The 16,551-nt window shown below is 67.7% G+C and carries 16 protein-coding genes; 8 read left to right on the top strand and 8 right to left on the bottom strand.

Annotated elements, in window-relative coordinates; translation table 11 throughout:
- Nucleotides 1-48 precede the first annotated feature (48 nt).
- Complete coding sequence (locus tag AC5Y47_RS00080) at nucleotides 49-270, top strand: hypothetical protein (protein ID WP_499940863.1); 222 nt, start codon at nucleotides 49-51, stop codon at nucleotides 268-270.
- A gap of 100 nt (nucleotides 271-370) precedes the next feature.
- On the opposite strand, the gene AC5Y47_RS00075 is transcribed toward AC5Y47_RS00080, so the two are convergent.
- Genes AC5Y47_RS00075 through AC5Y47_RS00055 form a run of 5 tightly spaced genes read right to left on the bottom strand, consistent with a single transcriptional unit; the run spans nucleotide 371 to nucleotide 6,195 of the window.
- Nucleotides 371-1,876, bottom strand: coding sequence for a class I adenylate-forming enzyme family protein (locus AC5Y47_RS00075; protein ID WP_499940861.1), 1,506 nt, complete (start codon nucleotides 1,874-1,876; stop codon nucleotides 371-373).
- Entirely contained in the window at nucleotides 1,873-2,808 is a 936-nt protein-coding gene (locus AC5Y47_RS00070) for an acyl-CoA dehydrogenase family protein (RefSeq protein ID WP_499940859.1), read from the bottom strand. The genes AC5Y47_RS00075 and AC5Y47_RS00070 overlap by 4 nt, the downstream gene beginning before the upstream one ends.
- Nucleotides 2,805-3,962 carry an acyl-CoA dehydrogenase family protein gene (locus AC5Y47_RS00065; RefSeq protein ID WP_499940857.1) on the bottom strand — a complete coding sequence of 386 codons (1,158 nt, stop codon included), beginning with the start codon at nucleotides 3,960-3,962 and terminating at the stop codon, nucleotides 2,805-2,807. The genes AC5Y47_RS00070 and AC5Y47_RS00065 overlap by 4 nt, the downstream gene beginning before the upstream one ends.
- A complete protein-coding gene (locus AC5Y47_RS00060) occupies nucleotides 3,959-5,044 on the bottom strand; it encodes an acyl-CoA dehydrogenase family protein (protein ID WP_499940856.1) in 1,086 nt (361 codons plus the stop codon). Before AC5Y47_RS00060 ends, AC5Y47_RS00065 begins: the two co-directional genes overlap by 4 nt.
- The gene (locus AC5Y47_RS00055; protein WP_499940855.1) at nucleotides 5,041-6,195 is read right to left on the bottom strand and encodes an acyl-CoA dehydrogenase family protein; all 1,155 of its coding nucleotides are present in this window, start codon (nucleotides 6,193-6,195) and stop codon (nucleotides 5,041-5,043) included. Before AC5Y47_RS00055 ends, AC5Y47_RS00060 begins: the two co-directional genes overlap by 4 nt.
- Before the next feature lie 80 nt (nucleotides 6,196-6,275).
- Here AC5Y47_RS00055 and AC5Y47_RS00050 point away from each other — a divergent pair, with 80 nt between their 5' ends.
- Nucleotides 6,276-7,112, top strand: coding sequence for an LLM class flavin-dependent oxidoreductase (locus AC5Y47_RS00050; RefSeq protein WP_499940853.1), 837 nt, complete (start codon nucleotides 6,276-6,278; stop codon nucleotides 7,110-7,112).
- Here the strand turns inward: AC5Y47_RS00050 and AC5Y47_RS00045 are convergent.
- A complete protein-coding gene (locus AC5Y47_RS00045) occupies nucleotides 7,090-7,824 on the bottom strand; it encodes an SDR family oxidoreductase (protein WP_499940851.1) in 735 nt (244 codons plus the stop codon). The genes AC5Y47_RS00050 and AC5Y47_RS00045 overlap by 23 nt on opposite strands.
- Entirely contained in the window at nucleotides 7,821-8,642 is an 822-nt protein-coding gene (locus AC5Y47_RS00040; protein WP_499940849.1) for a FadR/GntR family transcriptional regulator, read from the bottom strand. The genes AC5Y47_RS00045 and AC5Y47_RS00040 overlap by 4 nt, the downstream gene beginning before the upstream one ends.
- An 81-nt stretch (nucleotides 8,643-8,723) precedes the next feature.
- Here AC5Y47_RS00040 and AC5Y47_RS00035 point away from each other — a divergent pair, with 81 nt between their 5' ends.
- Nucleotides 8,724-11,129 carry a CaiB/BaiF CoA-transferase family protein gene (locus AC5Y47_RS00035; RefSeq protein ID WP_499941375.1) on the top strand — a complete coding sequence of 802 codons (2,406 nt, stop codon included), beginning with the start codon at nucleotides 8,724-8,726 and terminating at the stop codon, nucleotides 11,127-11,129.
- Nucleotides 11,130-11,140: 11 nt separating this feature from the next.
- Nucleotides 11,141-11,332, top strand: a complete 192-nt coding sequence (locus AC5Y47_RS00030; RefSeq protein ID WP_499940847.1) for a ferredoxin — start codon at nucleotides 11,141-11,143, stop codon at nucleotides 11,330-11,332.
- Between the two features lie 10 nt (nucleotides 11,333-11,342).
- On the opposite strand, the gene AC5Y47_RS00025 is transcribed toward AC5Y47_RS00030, so the two are convergent.
- A complete protein-coding gene (locus tag AC5Y47_RS00025) occupies nucleotides 11,343-11,480 on the bottom strand; it encodes a hypothetical protein (protein WP_499940845.1) in 138 nt (45 codons plus the stop codon).
- Between the two features lie 91 nt (nucleotides 11,481-11,571).
- Between AC5Y47_RS00025 and AC5Y47_RS00020 the strand changes: the two genes are divergently transcribed.
- The 4 genes from AC5Y47_RS00020 to AC5Y47_RS00005 form a co-directional block, all read left to right on the top strand.
- Nucleotides 11,572-12,693: an aromatic ring-hydroxylating oxygenase subunit alpha gene (locus AC5Y47_RS00020; protein WP_499940843.1), complete on the top strand. Its 1,122-nt coding sequence runs from the start codon at nucleotides 11,572-11,574 to the stop codon at nucleotides 12,691-12,693.
- On the top strand, nucleotides 12,693-14,273 hold the full coding sequence (locus AC5Y47_RS00015; protein ID WP_499940841.1) for an AMP-binding protein: 1,581 nt from the start codon (nucleotides 12,693-12,695) through the stop codon (nucleotides 14,271-14,273). Before AC5Y47_RS00020 ends, AC5Y47_RS00015 begins: the two co-directional genes overlap by 1 nt.
- Before the next feature lie 16 nt (nucleotides 14,274-14,289).
- Complete coding sequence (locus AC5Y47_RS00010; protein WP_499940839.1) at nucleotides 14,290-14,712, top strand: nuclear transport factor 2 family protein; 423 nt, start codon at nucleotides 14,290-14,292, stop codon at nucleotides 14,710-14,712.
- 473 nt (nucleotides 14,713-15,185) lie between these two features.
- A partial coding sequence (locus AC5Y47_RS00005) for a PE family protein (RefSeq protein WP_499940837.1) occupies nucleotides 15,186-16,551 on the top strand: 1,366 nt, incomplete at its 3' end.

The raw sequence follows: 16,551 nt of genomic DNA, 5'->3' as shown, positions 1-16,551 counted from the left end.
CATCGCTCTGATATACGTGTCAGATCGTTATGCAAAGCAGGGGGTGCCGTGAAAGCAGCGGTCGTTGCGGTCGTCGAGTTGTTGGGGATCATCGTCGCCATGGCGGCGTGGGTGTACCTGGATGCCAGAGCGCACGCCGGGCGCGGCCGCCCAATCGTCTCTTCCTATGGTTCGCTTCGACTCGCCACACCGGTGGCGTGGTTCTTCGCGTGTCTGGTGATGTGGGAGACGTTCTTTCCGCACTACATGGATATGCGCAGCCTGGTCTAGGCGCCGCGGGTGCTGCTGCCGGGTGGGGGCGCGGCAGTCGAGATTGCATTTTGGCGGGTGTGCGCTCGATCTTTTGCTGCAGATTTTCGGTCTGGGCGCACTAGCCTCCCCGCGCCGCGATCATCGCCGAGCGGTTGACCTTGGTGGCCGCGGTGCGGGGGATTTTGTCGACGAATTCGACCGTCTTGGGTGCCTTGTAGGGGGCCAGGCGACCCTTGGCGTAATCGATCACCTGCTGCTCGGTCAGCGGCGCGGCGGCGTGCGCGGACACCTGCACCACGGCGTGCACCCGTCGGCCCCACCGCTCGTCGGACAGCCCGATGACGACGACGTCGGCGATGTCGGGGTGCCCGGACAGCGCGGACTCGACCTCGGCCGGGAACACATTGGCCCCACCGCTGATGATCATGTCGGCACGGCGGTCGGTGATGTAGAGGAAGCCGTCCTCGTCGAGGCGGCCGATGTCGCCGGCGGATCGAAACCCGTCCTCGGTGGACGGCAACGGCGGTGCGCCACCCAGATAGCGGTACCCCGCGCTCATCGGCGCCCGCAGGTAGATGTCTCCTTCTTCACCGGGCCCCAGCGGATTCTTGTCGGCGTCCAGGATCCGGATCTCGGTGTCGCGGAAGCCGCGGCCGACGCTGCCCGGATGGGTCAGCCACTCGTCGCCGCGCAGTGCGGTCAACCCGAGATTCTCGGTCATGCCGTAGGCGGTCACGATCTGCTCCGGGCTGAGCAGCTCGAACCAGGTGCGTAACAGCGACGGCGGCATCACCGCGGCGCCCTGCAGGATGAACACGACGCTGGAAAGGTCGCGCTGGCGGATGTCGGGCAGCGCCGCCACGCGCGCCAGCATCGTCGGTGTCGCGGTGAAGTTGGTGATCCGGTAGCGCTCGATGGTGTCGACAAACAAAGGGGCGTCGAACTTTTCGAGAATCACCAGATGGTCGCCGCTCAACAACATCAGGAACGTGGCGAAGCCGTTGGTGTGATACATCGGCGCGGGCACCATGATCCGCTGCGGCTTGGCCACCGGCGTCCAGTTCGACAGAAATGGCTCGCCCTGTTGCGGAATCCACAGCGACGGCGCCAGGTTGAGAATCACCTTCGGCACGCCGGTGGAGCCGCTGGAACAGATCCCGTTGGCGGTGGGAGAGACCGCCGCCGGCAGCGGGCTCGGGGACGCCGCGGCGGCGAGTTCGTCGAGTTCCCAGCGGGTCGCGTCGTCGACGACCACGACGGGATCGATCACCTCACGCACCCGGCTGCGTTCCCACTCGGGCAGATCCCAATGCATCGGAATCGGAACCGCGCCGATCTTCCAGCAGCCCAACGTGGCCAACACCAGGTGCACCGAATTCGGGATCGCAATGGCGACAAACGAACCCGTCTGCGCGCCGCGGTCGGCCAGCGCCCGTCCCCACTGGTTGGCGCGGGCATCGAGTTCACCAAAGGTCAACGACTGCTCGCCGCCGTCCAGGGCGACCACCGTCACCCCGAGGTCGTCACGCTGGTGCTCGGCCAGCTGCTGAAGTTTGCTGCTGAACGGTATTCCGTCCGCGAACGGGTTGACCGGCGCGTCCGGGGAGCCGGGCTGGGTGGTCATGCCGAAGTGCGTCCGCTGAACAACGTCTCCAGATGACCGCTGCGCACCTCGGGTATCAGTCGCAGGCTCAGCGCCTCGGGGCCCAGCGGCAGCCGGATCAGCGGCTGTACGTGACGGTCCAGGACGCTGACATCGGATTCGTCACAGAATCCCAACGCGCCGAGCAGTTGGTGCGCGGTGCGCAGCACCTGGCGTGCGGTCTCGGCCGCCTTGAGTCGCAGCACCAGTGCGTCCGCCGAAAGGGTCTGCGCCGGAACGGTTTCGGGTCGGCAGATGGTGTATTTGGTGAGTTCGTGCAGCCCGCGCACCGCGACCGATGCGTCCGCGACGGCGAATCTGACGGCCTGGAAATCCGCCAGTGGCTTGCCGAACTGTACGCGCGCCTGCACATGCTCGGTGACGATGTCCAGTGCCCGCTGCACCGTCCCCAGAATCCGCCATGATCCCAGCACGAGATGCAGGTCGATGTCGGCCTGCGGAACCGTTGCGCCGGCACCTGTCAGCGTGACCGGCGCCAGGAACGGACCCAGCTTGGCGCCCGTCCGCGCCGCTGGAAGCGCCCGGAAACTGTTGCCGTCCAGGTCCGCGGCGATCCATTCGCCGGGCAGGTCACCGTGGTCGATGCGCGGAGCCTCCGGGTGGACCAGCGCGAGTCGCGCGCCGTCGATCGCCAGCAGCTCCTCGACCAGCGGATAGGGCAACGCCGTGGCACCGGCGACCCGGCACAGCACCGCGGCGGCCAGTAGATCGTCCGAGCCCGAGCGGACGTCGAGTTCGAACGCGCCGAGTTCGCTCAGCGCATCTCGTGCCGCGTCGCGCACGGTGTCGTCGGTTTCGGCGCGCAGCGCCGCCTGCGGCCCGCCCAGTCGGGTCAGCCGTTTGAGGGCCACCGCCGCGAAGTCGGTGATATCCTGTGGCAGTTCGGTATTCATCGGCGTTCTCCCAACACGTCGCGCGCCACCATCATGCGTTGGACTTCGATGGTGCCAGAGGCCACCGTCGCGGCCTGCGCATAGCGCCAATGGTCGTCTACCGCGCCGTGCAGCGCCGCGGCGGCCCCGCTGTCCAGCGCCGTGGGACCCAGCACGTCGAAAAGCAGTTCGGCGACCACCTGGTCACAGGTGGTGGTGGCGATCCGGGCCGCACTGGCCGCCGCGCCGGCCTGCGGGTCGTCCTGCAGCGACACGGCCCGGTACGCCATCAGCCTGGCCACCCGCAGATCGACCAGCGCTCGCACCCATCGGCTCCTGATGGACTCCGGCAACCGGTCCCAGCCGTCGCCGAGTGCGGCCTGCATACGGTCCAGTAATGCCTCACAGCGTGCGTAGCGCGCGATGCCGACGCGTTCGAACGCCAGCGCCTCGCGCATCACCCGCCAACCGTCGCCGGGCTCGCCCAGGATGTCTTCGTCGGTGGCCTGCACCCCGTCCAGGAACACCTCGTTGAGATGATGCGGCCCCAACATCGACGGAATACCCCGGACGGTGAAACCGGGACGGTCCATCGGGATCAGAAACAGGCTGAGCCGCTTGGACTTCGGCGCGTCCGGATGGGTGCAGGCTGCCAACACGCACCAGCACGCCATCCGCGCGTAGGACGTCCACACCTTCTGTCCCTCGATGCGCCACCCGGTGCCGTCCGGTACCGCGCGGGTACGCAACGACGCCAGGTCGGTGCCGGCTTCCGGTTCGGAGAAACCCTGACACCAGATCACCTCGCCGGAGGCGATGCCGGCCAGGTGCTTGGCCTTCTGCTCCTCCGTCCCGTGTCGCATGATTGCCGGGCCGACCCAGTTGATCCCCATGTACTGCGGCCCACGCGGCTCGTAGTTGGCCCACATCTCCTCGCGCAGCACGGTCTGCTGCCAGATCGAACCGCCGCCGCCGCCGTGTTCCTTCGGCCAGGCCAGGGCCAGTAAGCCTTCCGACGCCAGCAGCTTGCAGAACGACTCGGTGGTGGCCAAGTCGTCCGGATCGTCGGTGCAGGCGCCCAGGAAGTCAACCGGAATGTGGTCGGCGATCAACTGGCGCAACCGGTTTCGCAGTTCGCCGGCGTCGTCGCCGAGATCGTAATCCATCGTGGTCATCCCTTCGGCAACCCGAGCACACGCTCGGCGATGATATTGCGCTGAACCTCAGAGGTTCCGCCGTAGATGGTCGCGGCCAGGGCGTCCTGGCGTTCGAACAGCAGGTCCGGGTCGGCGGTCGACCCCGGACCGGCCGCAGCCGCGCTCAACTCCCAAACGCGTTGCAGGGTAAGCGACCCCAGGAGCTTCATGGTGTCCGCCTCCGGGCTGGGCCGCCCGGCGAGCTCGTTGTCCAGCGCGCGATACCCGGTGGCCCGCAGTGCTTCGGCGTCGGCCAGCAGCATGCCCAGTTCGGTGTGGATGTCGGGGTTGTCGACGACCGAAGCCAGCCCGCGCTTTATCTCGACCCAATTCATGATCCAAATCATCTGGCGCTCATGGTGTAACGACGACAACGCCACATTCCAGCCGCCGTTGACCGGTCCCAGTAGATTGGCGACCGGCACCTCGACGTCGTCGAGGAAGACCTCGCAGAAGGTCTCGTCGGAGATCGACGACATCCGGATGGGCTCGATCCGCACCCCGGGCGACTGCAGATCGAGGATCAGGCAGGAGATGCCGCGGTGTTTCGACGCATCCGGGTCGGTGCGCGCGTACAGGGTGCACCACCGCGACAGGTGCGCCTGGGTGGTCCAGATCTTGTGTCCGCTGACCCGGAACACCTCACCGTCGCGCTCCGCGCGGGTACGCAGGCCCGCGAAATCCGACCCGGCCTCCGGTTCGGACATCCCCAGCGCCCACCACTCGTCGCCACGCAGGCAGGGAACCAACAGGCGGTCGATCTGTTCGGGGGTGCCGAATTGGCGGATGCCGGCCGCGGCGACGTTCGGGCCGGCGATGTTGGGCAGTTTGGGCGCGCTGCGCAACGCGGCCTCGATGCGGATCTCCATGGCGTCGCGCAGACCCAGCGAGCGCCCCCCGTGCTCACGGGGCCAGGTGGGTTGGATCCACCCCGCTTCGAACGCGGCCCGTTGGTAGTCGCGCCGCAGCGGTATGTCCCAGCGGTATTCGCGGTACCGCTGGTAGTAGTCGTTGGGCAGGAACTCGGTCAGCCACGCGCCGAACTCGTCGACAATCGTCATACCGACCCTCCTACGAAACGCCGGCCCACTTCGTTGTAGAGCGCGCGGCTGTCGCCCAGCAGCGCGGCACCCTGCCAGGCGTGCCGGACGAACAGGTGCGCGTCGTGCTCCCAGGTCTGGCCGAGCGCGCCGTAGATCTGGACCGCCGTGCGTGCGCAGGCGGACGCGGCGTCCCCGGCGGCCGCCTTGGCCATCGCCGCCGCGGTCCACCCCTCTTCGCGCGGGCCTTCCTTGCGCGAACCTTCCTTGCGCGAGCAGACGCAAAAGCCCCCTGAAACGCACGTTTCCAGGTGCTTTTGCGTCTGCTCGCGGTTAGTGAGGTGCGCGGCGGCGGCGTAGGTGAGGCTGCGGGCGCGCTCCAAACTCACGTAGTTGTCGGCCAGCGCGTGCTTGACCCCCTGAAACGCGCCGATCGGCGAGCCGAACTGGCGGCGCGTCTTGGCGTGTTCGACCGATCGCTGCAGCGCCGCTCCCGCCACCCCGACCAGATCGGCCGCGGCCGCGACCAGCGGTGCGGCCAAAGCGGATTCGATGCTGTCGACGGGTGCGACGGCGAGCGGCACGGCGTCGATCTCGGCGTCCGCGACCGGTTGGGCTGGATCGGTGGACTCGCCGGCCAGCACGGTCACGCCGTCGCCGGCGCGCACTACCGCCGCCACCAAACCGTCCTCGGAGTCGGCCAGTGTGACGATCAGCTCGGCGCGCGAGAGGTGGGGGATCGCGACCGCGCGCCCGCGCACCCGGCCGTCCCGCAGCGTCATGGGCGCACCGGGCAGCCGCGATCCGGGACTGTGTACGGCCAACGTCGCCGCCACACCCGAGGCGATCTCCGCAAGATGTTCGTCGAGCTCGGGCCCGGCGGCCTGCAACACGCCCGCGGCCAGTCCGACACCGCTCAACAGCGGGACGGGAGCCAGTGCCGCCCCGCACTCCTCGAGCACGACCACCAGCTCGGCCGGACCGTATTCGTCGTCGGCGTCGCGGGCGGCCAGCTCCGTCCAGCCGAGGTCGACGACCGTCTTCCACAGCGTGCGCCAGTGCTCCTGATCTTCCAGGGCCTGGCGGGCGGCCCCTGGTGGGCACTCGGTGCGCAGGATGCCGCGCACGGTGTCGCGCAGCGCCAACTGCTCCGTAGTCAGACCGACATCCATAAGACCCCTAACATAGTAAAAATAGTAAACTAGCCACCCGCGCGCAAACCCACCCGGTGTGGCCATGCTTAAGTGATCGGATGACCGAGTGGTATCTGTTCCTGCCGCAGGTGCGATTGCCGGTGCCCGACATCGTCGGCCGGGCGCAGCACGCCGAGGCTGCCGGTTTCGACGGGATCGCGTTCATCGACCACCTCGAAGCCCCGGGACAGCCCGGCGAAAACATCTGGGAGGCAATGGGCGTCGCAAGCTGGGTAGCCGCCAAGACGCAACGCCTGCGGGTCGGTCACCTGGTCCTCTGTGACGCGTTCCGGCATCCAGCGGTGCTGGCCAAACAGGCCGTGACCCTGTCCGAGGCCTCGGAAGGACGGTTCGAGCTTGGTCTGGGGTCGGGATCCTGGCCGGCGGAGTTCACCAGATTCGATGTCGGACAGCAGGATCCGGTGGCCCGGGTGGAGCAGCTCGGACGCCACCTAGAGCTGATCCGGCAGTACTGGGCCGAAGGTCAGCATCCCCGGCCGACGTATCCGATACCGCTGGTTCTGGGTGGCAGCGGACCGCGGATGATGAAACTCGTTGCCGAACACGCGGATTGGTGGAATCTACAGGCCAACCACCTCGACCGCCTGCCGCGGCTGGCCGGCGCCACGGGCCGGGCACGGGTATCGGTTCAACAAATGGTGGGCTTCGCGCGGCAAGGCAGCGATCCCGGCCAGGTCACGGAGATCAGCACCCGCCGCTTCGGCCACCTGGGATCCGGCCTGGTCTGCGGGGATGCCGACGGGTTGACCGCGCACTTCACCGGACTCACGGCGCAACGGGTGGAGCGGTTCTACGTGTGGTTCGCCGACTTCGCCGACCCGCAATCGCTGACCGAATTCGGCGAATCGGTGATCAAGAACTTCCCTGCGCCGTAGCGCGGCGGCGGGCTTCGGTCGGCACCACCGGGGGACGGGCGTAGGGCCCGCGCTGCACCGCGCTGAGCCGGATCTCGGGCAGGTCCACCGAGGGATCGACGGTGTCCAGCCACGCGACCGCGCTGGCGATATCGGCCGCCTGGATCGCGTACATCTCGAACGGAACATCTTGCAGCATCTCGGTTTCCACCGGGCCGGGAGTCACCAGGTGCACGGCGATGCCGTCGCGGTCGACCTCCATCGCCAGGGCGCGGGCGAAGGCGTTCATGCCGGCCTTGGATGCCGAGTAGGCGGTGCGCGCCATCATCGGTTCGTGCGAGGCCGAAGAGGAGATGAAGATCAGTCGTGACCCCGGCCGCATCCGCGGCAATACCGCCGAGGTCAGCACGAAACACGAGTCGAGGTTGGCCGAGATGATCGCGCGCCACTGTTCGAAAGTCTGCTTGCGCGCATAGGTTCCGCCCAGCGCGCCCGAGGCGTGCACGACGAGGTCGATGCGCTCGAGCGGACTTATCGCAGCGGCGAACCCATCCGCGTCGGACGCGTCGGCAGCGATCGCGCGGGCGCCGATCTCGGTGGCCGCCGCCCGCAACGGGGCTTCGCGCCGGGCCACCACCGTTACGTCGTAGCCGAGATCACACAGCTTGGCGGCGCACGCTTTTCCGATGCCACCGCTGCCGCCGGTGACCAAGGCGGATCGGGGAGTGGTCAAGGGCGCCGGACGTCTCGCGGACGGGACAACGCCTGCGGGGACAGCGCATAGATCCGCTGCTCGGCACGGTCGGACAACACGTAGTTCTGGGTGTCGGCCAGATGCCGGCCCGCGATGCGCCGGGCCCGGTCGACGTCGCCCTCGGCGATGGTCTCGGTCAACTTGATGTGGGTGTTGAGCGCGGCGCGCCGCCTGGCCAGCGACGGGTAAGTGCCGCTTGCCGAACTCTCGTCGGCCCACTGCTGCTCGTGGCTGGTCCACAGCGTTTCCAGGCTGCCCACCACCGCGATGATCGTGTGGTTGCCACAGCCGCGAACGATGAGATTGTGGAATTCCCGGCCGATTTCGGTGAATTGCCGGCCGTCTTCGAGGTTTTCGGCCATGGATTCGTTGACCTGCTTGAGTTCGGGCACCAAAGTGTCGGCGCGGTCGGGCCGCTGTGCGGCCAGCGCGGCGCAGGCGGGTTCGAGTTCCTGCAGCGCCGAACCCAGGTCCCGGACGACCACGTTCTCGCTCTGCAGCAGCAGCCCGAGCATGTAGGCGGCGCTGGTCTTGGCCGGTGCGTGCACCACGGCGCCGCCGCGATTGCCCCGCCGCACCGAAACCAGGCCCTCGGTCTCCAAGATCCGCAGCGCTTCGCGCAGCGAGACCAGGCTGACCTTGAACTGTTCGACGAGCACTTCCTGGCGCGGCAGCAGGTCGCCGTCGGACAGTTCGCCGTCGATGATCTGGCGCCGCAACTCGTCGGCTACGATTTCGGCGATCCTCGGCGCCGACAACCGCCGACGGGCGTCGGGTCCAATTCCCAGGGCGGTCATCCGATTCCCTCCTGCAGCAGGAAAGAGCGCACGGCCGCGGCCTGCTTACTCGTCTGGCTTAGCTATTTTAGCAGTAATGGTATAAATAGCCGCGTGAGTCACGGGGCCGATCGCCGGCCGACGCCGCTCGATGATCTGCGTGTCGTCGAGATCAGTGACCGCGTGGCCGGCAGCTATTGCGGCAAACTTCTGGTGGACGCCGGCGCTGAGGTCCGGAAACTCGAACCGCCACAAGGAGATCCACTGCGCCGGTACTCGGCCACCTGCTCACCGGTCCCCGACGGCCGCGACGGCCCGTTGTACTGCTACCTCAATGCCGGCAAGAGCAGTGTGAGCGTGGCGGCGGATTCGGATCGCTACCGTGCCGAAATCGCCGGCGCCGACGTCGTCATCGTCGCGGCCGGACGCACGCAGGCGGCCGCGCTCGGCATCGACCCGCAGCGCCTGCTGGCGCAGTCTCCGCAAGCGGTCGTCGTCACCATCTCCGACTTCGGCTGGACCGGCCCGTTCGCCGAGCGCGCGGCCACCGAGTTCACCCTGCAGGCGTGGTCGGGCTGCACCGGCTTCCGCGGAGACCCTTCCGGCCCGCCCATTTCCATCGGCGGCGACCTCGGGGAGTACATGGGCGGGGTGTACGCGGCGTTCGGTGCCCTCGCCGTACGCCGCCGCGTCGAGCACGGCGGGCCGGGGGAGCACCTGGACCTGTCCATGCTCGAAGCGATCACCGCGATGCAGAGCAGCGAATGGCTGCACTCCCAACTCCTTCAGGTCCCTGCGATCCGGCGCACCCTGGAGGTGCCCTCGATTCTCGCCGCCAAAGACGGCTACGTCGGCATCACCATGGTCACCGGACAGCAGTGGCTGGACTTCGCCGCAATGGTGGAATGCCCGCAGTTCGAGGACATTCCGCAGCTGCGCTTCCAGATCGGCCGCTGGGAGTACCGCGATCTCATCTACGAAGCGATCGGGCCGTGGATGGCCGAACGGACCGTCACCGAAATCGTTGAACTCGGGCAGTTGTTCCGGCTGCCTATCGCCCCGTTGGGCAACGGCGCCACCGTGCGCGACATGGACTACATGGTCGAACGCGGTGTGTTCGTTGCCAATCCCGCCGGTTTCGGGCAACCGCGGCCGCCGTGGCTGATGTCGCGGTGCGCCCCGGCGCCCGTGGGGGAGACCGCCGGGCTCGGGGCGGGCAACGACGAATCAGTCTGGCAACTAAGGGAACACGTGGCAACAGGGCCGGATTCCCCGCTGCCGCTGCAGGGTGTGCGCGTCGTCGATCTGACGGCGTTCTGGGCCGGCCCGGCCGCGACCCATCTGCTGGCCGCGTTCGGCGCCGACGTCGTCAAAGTCGAGTCGATCCAGCGCCCCGACGGCATCCGGTATTCCGGCGGCATGCGCACCGACGTAGACGACTGGTGGGAATACGGCTGGGTGTTCCATGCAATGAATACCAACAAACGTTCGGTCACACTGGATCTCGGGTCGGCGGAGGGACGCCGGCTCTTCACCCGGTTGGCCGCCGATGCCGACGTCGTGATCGAGAACTTCTCGCCCCGGGTGATGGACAACTTCGGGCTCACCGCCGACGCGCTGCTCGACATCAATCCCGGCCTGGTCGTCGCGCGGATGCCGGCATTCGGGCTGGACGGACCGTGGCGTGAGCGGGTCGGGTTCGCGCCCACCATGGAGCAGATCGCCGGCCTGGCTTGGGTGACCGGGCTGCCGGAGGCGCCTCCGGTGACCCCGCGCGGTGCCTGCGATCCGTTGGCCGGTGTGCACGCCGCGTTCGCGGTACTGGCGGCGTTGCACTTCACCGATCGCACCGGATCGGGCCAGCAGGTCGAACTGCCGATGGTCGAAACGGTGTTGAACACCACCGCGATTCAGCCGATCGAGCACGAGGTGTTCGGCCGGACGCTGACCCGGCGAGGCAACCGCGGGCAGGGCGGTGCCATCCAGAACATCTACCGGTGTGCCGGTCCGGGCGACGAATGGATCGCGCTGAGCGTCGGTGACGACCGGCAGTGGACGGCGCTGGTGGACCAGCTGGGCCGGCCCGCCTGGGCCAACGGGCTGGACACGGAGGCGCGACGACGCCACCGGGCCGACGAGATCGACGACCGATTGCGGGACTGGTTCGCCGACCAACCGCGCGACGCCGCGGTGGAACGGTTGTTCAGTGCGGGTGTCGCGGTGGCACCGGTCGTCTCGCCCACCTTGGTGACCGAGAACATCCAACTGCGCGAGCGCGGCTTCTTCGAGTCGTTGGATCATCCGCGCACCGGTCCCGGCCTGTATCCGACGCCGCCGTTCGCGTTGTTGACCGGGCAACGTAGGTGGTTGATGCGCCCACCGCCGACGCTCGGCGAGCACAATGAAGAGGTACTCCGCGACGAGTGCGGCCTGACCGACGAAGAACTCGCGCACCTTGCCGCCGGCAAGGTGATCGGGACCCGACCGGTGGGCATCGAACGAAAGTAAGGGGACATCTGATGCGCGTGATCGTTGATCCGGACTTGTGCGAGGCCAACGGGTTCTGTGAGTCGCTGGCCGCCGACATCTTCGAGTTGGGCGACGAGGACGTGGTGCAGATCGCCGACGGGCCGATTCCCGCCGACCGGGAAATCGACGTGCGCGCCGCGGTCGACCAGTGCCCGCGGGCCGCGCTGCGACTCACCGATTGACCCACCGCCGTTAGAGCAACCAAAGCCGTTCGGCGACAGCGTGATCGGTGTGCGGCATGGTGACGATCCCGACGGTCTCACGAGCTTGCCGGACGAGATCGATGCCGTCGACGCCGCGACGCTGCTGGCCAGGCGCGTTGACGTTCAATGTCTAAAATAGTAAAAATAGACTAATCGCCGGACCCTGGTGAAGTGTGGCGACCGATTGACACGCGGACCGCGTGCGAAACGGAGAACTCGTGACGGAGACATCCACAGACTTGAGCTCGGTCGGCGACCCATCGGAACGGGAGTTCGGTCCGTCGGGCATCGCGCTGTCGACGTATCGTTTCCCGACCGGCTGGTTCATCGTCGGCTTCGCCTCGGACCTCGCGCCCGGAGAGGTCAAGCGCGTGCACTACTTCGGCGAGGAGTTGGTGCTGTTCCGGACGAAGTCCGGCTCCGTGCACGTCCTGGACGCCTACTGCCAGCATCTCGGCGCCAACATGGGCGTGGGCGGCACCGTGGAAGGCGAGCACATCGTCTGCCCCTGGCACGGCTGGCAGTGGCGTGGTGACGGCACCAACGCGCTGATCCCGTACAGCAAGATCGGCTGCAAGAACAACGTCCGCATCCGCACCTACCCGACCACCGAGTGGTACGGGTTCATCCTGGTCTGGCACGAACGGCACGGTCGCGCGCCCTACTGGCAACCGCCGGTGCTGCCCGAGCTGGAGACCGACGAGTATTACCCGCTGCACCCGCACACCCGAATGGTGAACCGGGTCAAAGTGCACGCGCAGATGATCATCGAGAACGCCGCCGACCCCTATCACGTCCAGTACGTGCACAAGGCCGCCAACCCGGCCAACACCGCCTCGTTTCAGGTCTCCGGTTACCACCTGCACGCCACCGTCAACGCGCATTTCGGTGGCGGCCGGGCCAAGACCTGGCTGACGCCGAACGGCCCGGTCGACGCCAAGATCATCTACGACAACTATTCGCTGGGCTTGGGCATCGTGCGCTTTCCCAGCGACCTGGTGAACACCGTCCAGGTGACCGGCCAGACACCGGTCGACGAGGATTACACCGATTACTTCTACACCCAGGCCTCCGTCCGGGAGCCCGGCGACACCGGTGATGTCCCCACCGGACGGGCCGCGAAATTCCTGGCGCTGCAGCAGGAAGTCATCAAGCAGGACTTCTTCACCTGGGAGAACATGAAGTACCTGGAGAAGCCGAACCTGGCGCCGGAAGAGGCGCACGACTATGCCGCACTTCGTCGTTGGGCCCACCGCTTCTATCCGGGCACCCAACCGTCGCCAACCGACTTCGGCTACACCGCCGACGGTGAGCCGGACCCCGCTGCCGCTCCAGCCTGATGGCGCCCGCCGGTCCTGCCGATTTCGGTGTCGATCGGTTCACCGTGCCGGCCGTGCTGGATCGTCGCGCCGAGCAGTTCCCCGACCGGGTGATGATGTCGGTCGGCGGTGTCGACATCACCTTCGCCCAGATGCGGGAGCGGTCGTGCGCGGCGGCCGCGCTGTTGGCCGATCTCGGTGTCGGACAGGGTGATTGCGTCGCGCTGTTCAGCGCAACCTGCCCGGAATGGATCTATTTCTGGTTGGGGGCGGCCCGGATCGGTGCGGTGAGCGCCGCGGTGAACGCGGCGAATAAGGGCGACTTCCTGCTGCACAACCTCGAGCTGTCGCGGTCGAAGGTGATCTTCACCGACGCCGAGCGACGGCCCCGCGTCGACGACGTCGTCGCCCGGCTGCCCTGGGTGACCGACCTTGTGGTGCAGGGTGATTCGCTCACTCAGGCGTTGCTGCGCGGTGCGGGCGTGCCGGACGATCCCGTCGAACCGGGCGAGGTCGGCGCGCTGTTCTTCACCTCCGGCACCACCGGGCCGTCGAAAGCCGTTGCCACGTCCTGGCATTACCTGTTCTCGGTGGCCGCCACCGTCGCCGCCGCGTGGGAGTTCGCCGCGGGAGAGGCGGTGTGGTCGGCGATGCCGCTGTTCCATCTGAGCGCCGCGCCGAGCGTGCTGGCGCCGCTGCTCGTCGGCGGAAAGACGGTATTGGCGAGCGCTTTCCATCCCGGTGAGGTCTGGGACGACGTACGGTCGCACGGCGCCGTCGGCTTCGCGGGCGCCGGCGCGATGGTGTCCATGTTGCTGAACTTGCCGCCCGATCCCGGCGACGCACGGCTGCCGTTGCGGTTCATCTCGGCCGCACCCATCGCCGCCGATTCCTACCGGGTGATCGAACACCGCTACGGTTGCCGCATCGTCACGATGTACGGCCTGACCGAAGCATTTCCTGTTGCGGTCAGTGGTGTCACTGATGACGGTGTCTCGGGCACGTCCGGGCGGCCCAATCCGAACTTCGACGTGCGCATCGTGGCTGCCGACGGCACAGAACTGCCGGCCGGCACGGTGGGGGAGATTGCTTGCCGCCCACGGTTTCCGCATGTGATGAGCGAAGGTTATGTGCGTCCGGGCACGGGGTCAGGCTTGTGTTTCGAACCGCATCCGGACTGGTTTCGCACCGGCGACCTGGGCAAGCTCGACGGCGACGGGAATCTCACCTACGTCGACCGGAGCAAGGATGCGCTGCGCCGCCGTGGTGAGAACGTGTCCTCCGTGGAACTGGAGACCATCGTCGCGAGCCACCCTGCGGTGCTGGAAGCCGCGGCGGTCGCGGTCCCCAGCGACCTCGGCGAGGACGACATCCTGCTGGTCGTGAGGCTGCAACCCGGTGCTGCCGCACTGGATTTCGTCGACTTGCTCGACTTCTGTGCGGCGCGGATGCCCTACTTCTGCGTGCCCCGCTACGTCGAGACAGTCGACGAACTGCCGAAGAACGTCATCGGCCGGGTACGCAAGGACGTGCTGCGCGCCCGTGGCTTGACCGCTGGCGCATGGGACCGTGAAAGCCATGGATACACAGTGAGCCGGTGAAAGGCTGGGAACAGAAATGCCGCTGACCTATCAGGAACAACAACTGCTGCAAGCCGCTACCGCGCGCGGAGCCATCCTGGATCTCACCGCCCGGCACAACCGCGCCCATTCCGAGGGTGACCGGGACGCCTGGATCGCCACCTTCCGTCACTCCGGCGCCAGTTACGTGCGTGACGGAGAGTCGTTCGCTGATCTGCGGGCTGCCTTCGACGGCGGCGGCGGACAGCGTTTGGTCACCGTCGACCACGAGATCCACGTCGACGGCGTGAAGGCGACCCAGCATTGCGTCGCAATCCTTTTCGCGGCGGTGCATGGCGAGACCGCCCTGCAGGCCACCGGGACCTACCAGGATCAGCTCGTCTATGAGCGTGGCGGCTGGTATTTCACCTCTCGTGAACTGCAATGGGATTCGATGCCGAGTCGCCACCTCGTCAGCTAGGTCGTTCGTACAGGATTGTCGACTTCGCCTGCGAGCGTTGGGAAGTCCGTGCTGACGCCGTCGGTCCTATTGATGTGATGGCTGGCGCCTCCGTGAGTCGCAGCCCGGAGGTCGGGCGCCATATGCCTCGTTAGCACAGCGGCTGCCACTGCCGGGAACCACTTTCATCGACGTGGCCAAAGATGAATCCGCGGCCGGAGCGGTCCCGCGCGGTCGGGTGGGCCGCTGCTCCGCGGTTGGCCGGCGCTATCTCGTCGACATCGAGATCGAGGCGAGCCCAGCGCGGCGCGTTGTGCTGCCTGATGCAGGTCTGGGTGTGTGATGGATATGTCGCCGAATTGAGTTTGCGCAAAACGGGCGGAATTACCGCTGGAAACGGTTATGTTGGCCGCCGAGCCAAATATTTCTTGTCGCGTCAATTTCCGTGCGTCAAGTCCTGATGACTTGCGTCGAGTCCTGATGATGGGTGTGCTATGTCGTCGTACGTCTTTGTGGTGCCCGATGTTCTGGTTGCGGCGGCGGCGGATTTAGGCGGCGTTGAATCTGCGGTGGGTGCGGCTTCGGCGGCGGCGTTAGCGCCGACGACCGGGGTGCTGGTGGCGGCGGGCGATGAGGTGTCTGCGGCGATTGCGGCGATGTTTAGCACGTATGGGCGGGAGTATCAGGCCGTCAGTGCCCAGGCGGCAGACTTCCATGCTCGTCTAGTGCAGGCGTTGACGGGTGCGGGCCGCCTGTATGGGGTTGCGGAGGCCGCGAGCGCTGCGTCGTTGGAGTCGTTTGAGACGCTCGGGCAGGCTGTTTTGGATGCGATCAATGCGCCGACCAATGCGTTGTTGGGGCGTCCGCTGTTGGGCCCCGGTACCGATGGCGCGGCGGGGTCGGGGGCTGCTGGTGGTGCGGGTGGGCTACTGATCGGTCGGGGCGGCAACGGCGGGTCAGGTGCGTCGGGCCAAGCAGGCGGGGCCGGGGGGGCGGCCGGCCTCTTAGGTGCGGGCGGCGCGGGCGGTACCGGCGGTGCTGGTGCTGCTGGGGGTGCGGGTGGCACTGGTGGCTGGCTGTTCGGCAGCGGGGGCACTGGAGGCACGGGCGGATTCGGCGGTGGCACCGGAGGTGCCGGAGGTGGCGCGTGGTTGCTCGGCCATGGCGGCGCCGGTGGCGTGGGTGGGAACGGGGTGGCGGGTGCGCTCGGTTCTGCCGGTGCGGCGGGTACGCAGTTCGCGGCCGGCGGCACGGGTGGAGTGGGGGGTGATGGTTGGGCTGCGGGATCGGGTGGTGCTGGTGGTCGTGGTGGGCTGATATTCGGAGATGGCGGCGCGGGTGGCGCCGGTGGAGTGGGCGGCGTCGGGGGTGCCGGCGGGGCCGGTGGCGCGGGTTGGGAGGCGACCACCGTCGGTGGCTCGGGCGGCGATGGCGGTGCGAGTGGCGCGGGCGGGCAAGGCGGTATCGGTGGTACCGGCGGAGTCGGTGGACAGGGTCATGGGTTGTTCGGTCGTCCGGGTGTCAATGGCAACGGTGGGGTCGGCGGCGGTGGCGGCAATTCGGGCATTGCGGGGACTGGCGGAACGGGCGGGGCCGGAGATGCGGTGACCGCTGGAGGTATCGGCGGGGTTGGTGGCGACACCGGCGGCGGTGGTGCGGGCGGCACGGGCGGAGCTGCGGGCGGTGCTGGTGCAAGTGCGGGCGCTACGGGTGCGGTGGGCATGGCAGTGGCCGGCGGCAATGGCGGCGCGGGTGGGAAAGGGTTCAGCGCCACGGCAGCGGGCGGGTCCGGCACTGCCGGTGGTGCCGGCGGCGCGGGCGGCAACTACGGCAATGGTGGTGCCGGCGGTGCGGGTGGTG

This window comes from Mycobacterium sp. NGS22, from assembly GCF_059813095.1.
This window is presented reverse-complemented; position numbering and strand designations above follow the sequence as displayed.

Coding starts and splice junctions, on each gene's coding strand:
- AC5Y47_RS00040 (WP_499940849.1), bottom strand. CDS start 8,642: ATGACCGCCCTGGGAATTGGACCCGACGCCCGTCGGCGGTTGTCGGCG.
- AC5Y47_RS00015 (WP_499940841.1), top strand. CDS start 12,693: ATGGCGCCCGCCGGTCCTGCCGATTTCGGTGTCGATCGGTTCACCGTG.
- AC5Y47_RS00055 (WP_499940855.1), bottom strand. CDS start 6,195: ATGGATGTCGGTCTGACTACGGAGCAGTTGGCGCTGCGCGACACCGTG.
- AC5Y47_RS00075 (WP_499940861.1), bottom strand. CDS start 1,876: ATGACCACCCAGCCCGGCTCCCCGGACGCGCCGGTCAACCCGTTCGCG.
- AC5Y47_RS00030 (WP_499940847.1), top strand. CDS start 11,141: ATGCGCGTGATCGTTGATCCGGACTTGTGCGAGGCCAACGGGTTCTGT.
- AC5Y47_RS00065 (WP_499940857.1), bottom strand. CDS start 3,962: ATGACCACGATGGATTACGATCTCGGCGACGACGCCGGCGAACTGCGA.
- AC5Y47_RS00010 (WP_499940839.1), top strand. CDS start 14,290: ATGCCGCTGACCTATCAGGAACAACAACTGCTGCAAGCCGCTACCGCG.
- AC5Y47_RS00060 (WP_499940856.1), bottom strand. CDS start 5,044: ATGACGATTGTCGACGAGTTCGGCGCGTGGCTGACCGAGTTCCTGCCC.
- AC5Y47_RS00070 (WP_499940859.1), bottom strand. CDS start 2,808: ATGAATACCGAACTGCCACAGGATATCACCGACTTCGCGGCGGTGGCC.
- AC5Y47_RS00050 (WP_499940853.1), top strand. CDS start 6,276: ATGACCGAGTGGTATCTGTTCCTGCCGCAGGTGCGATTGCCGGTGCCC.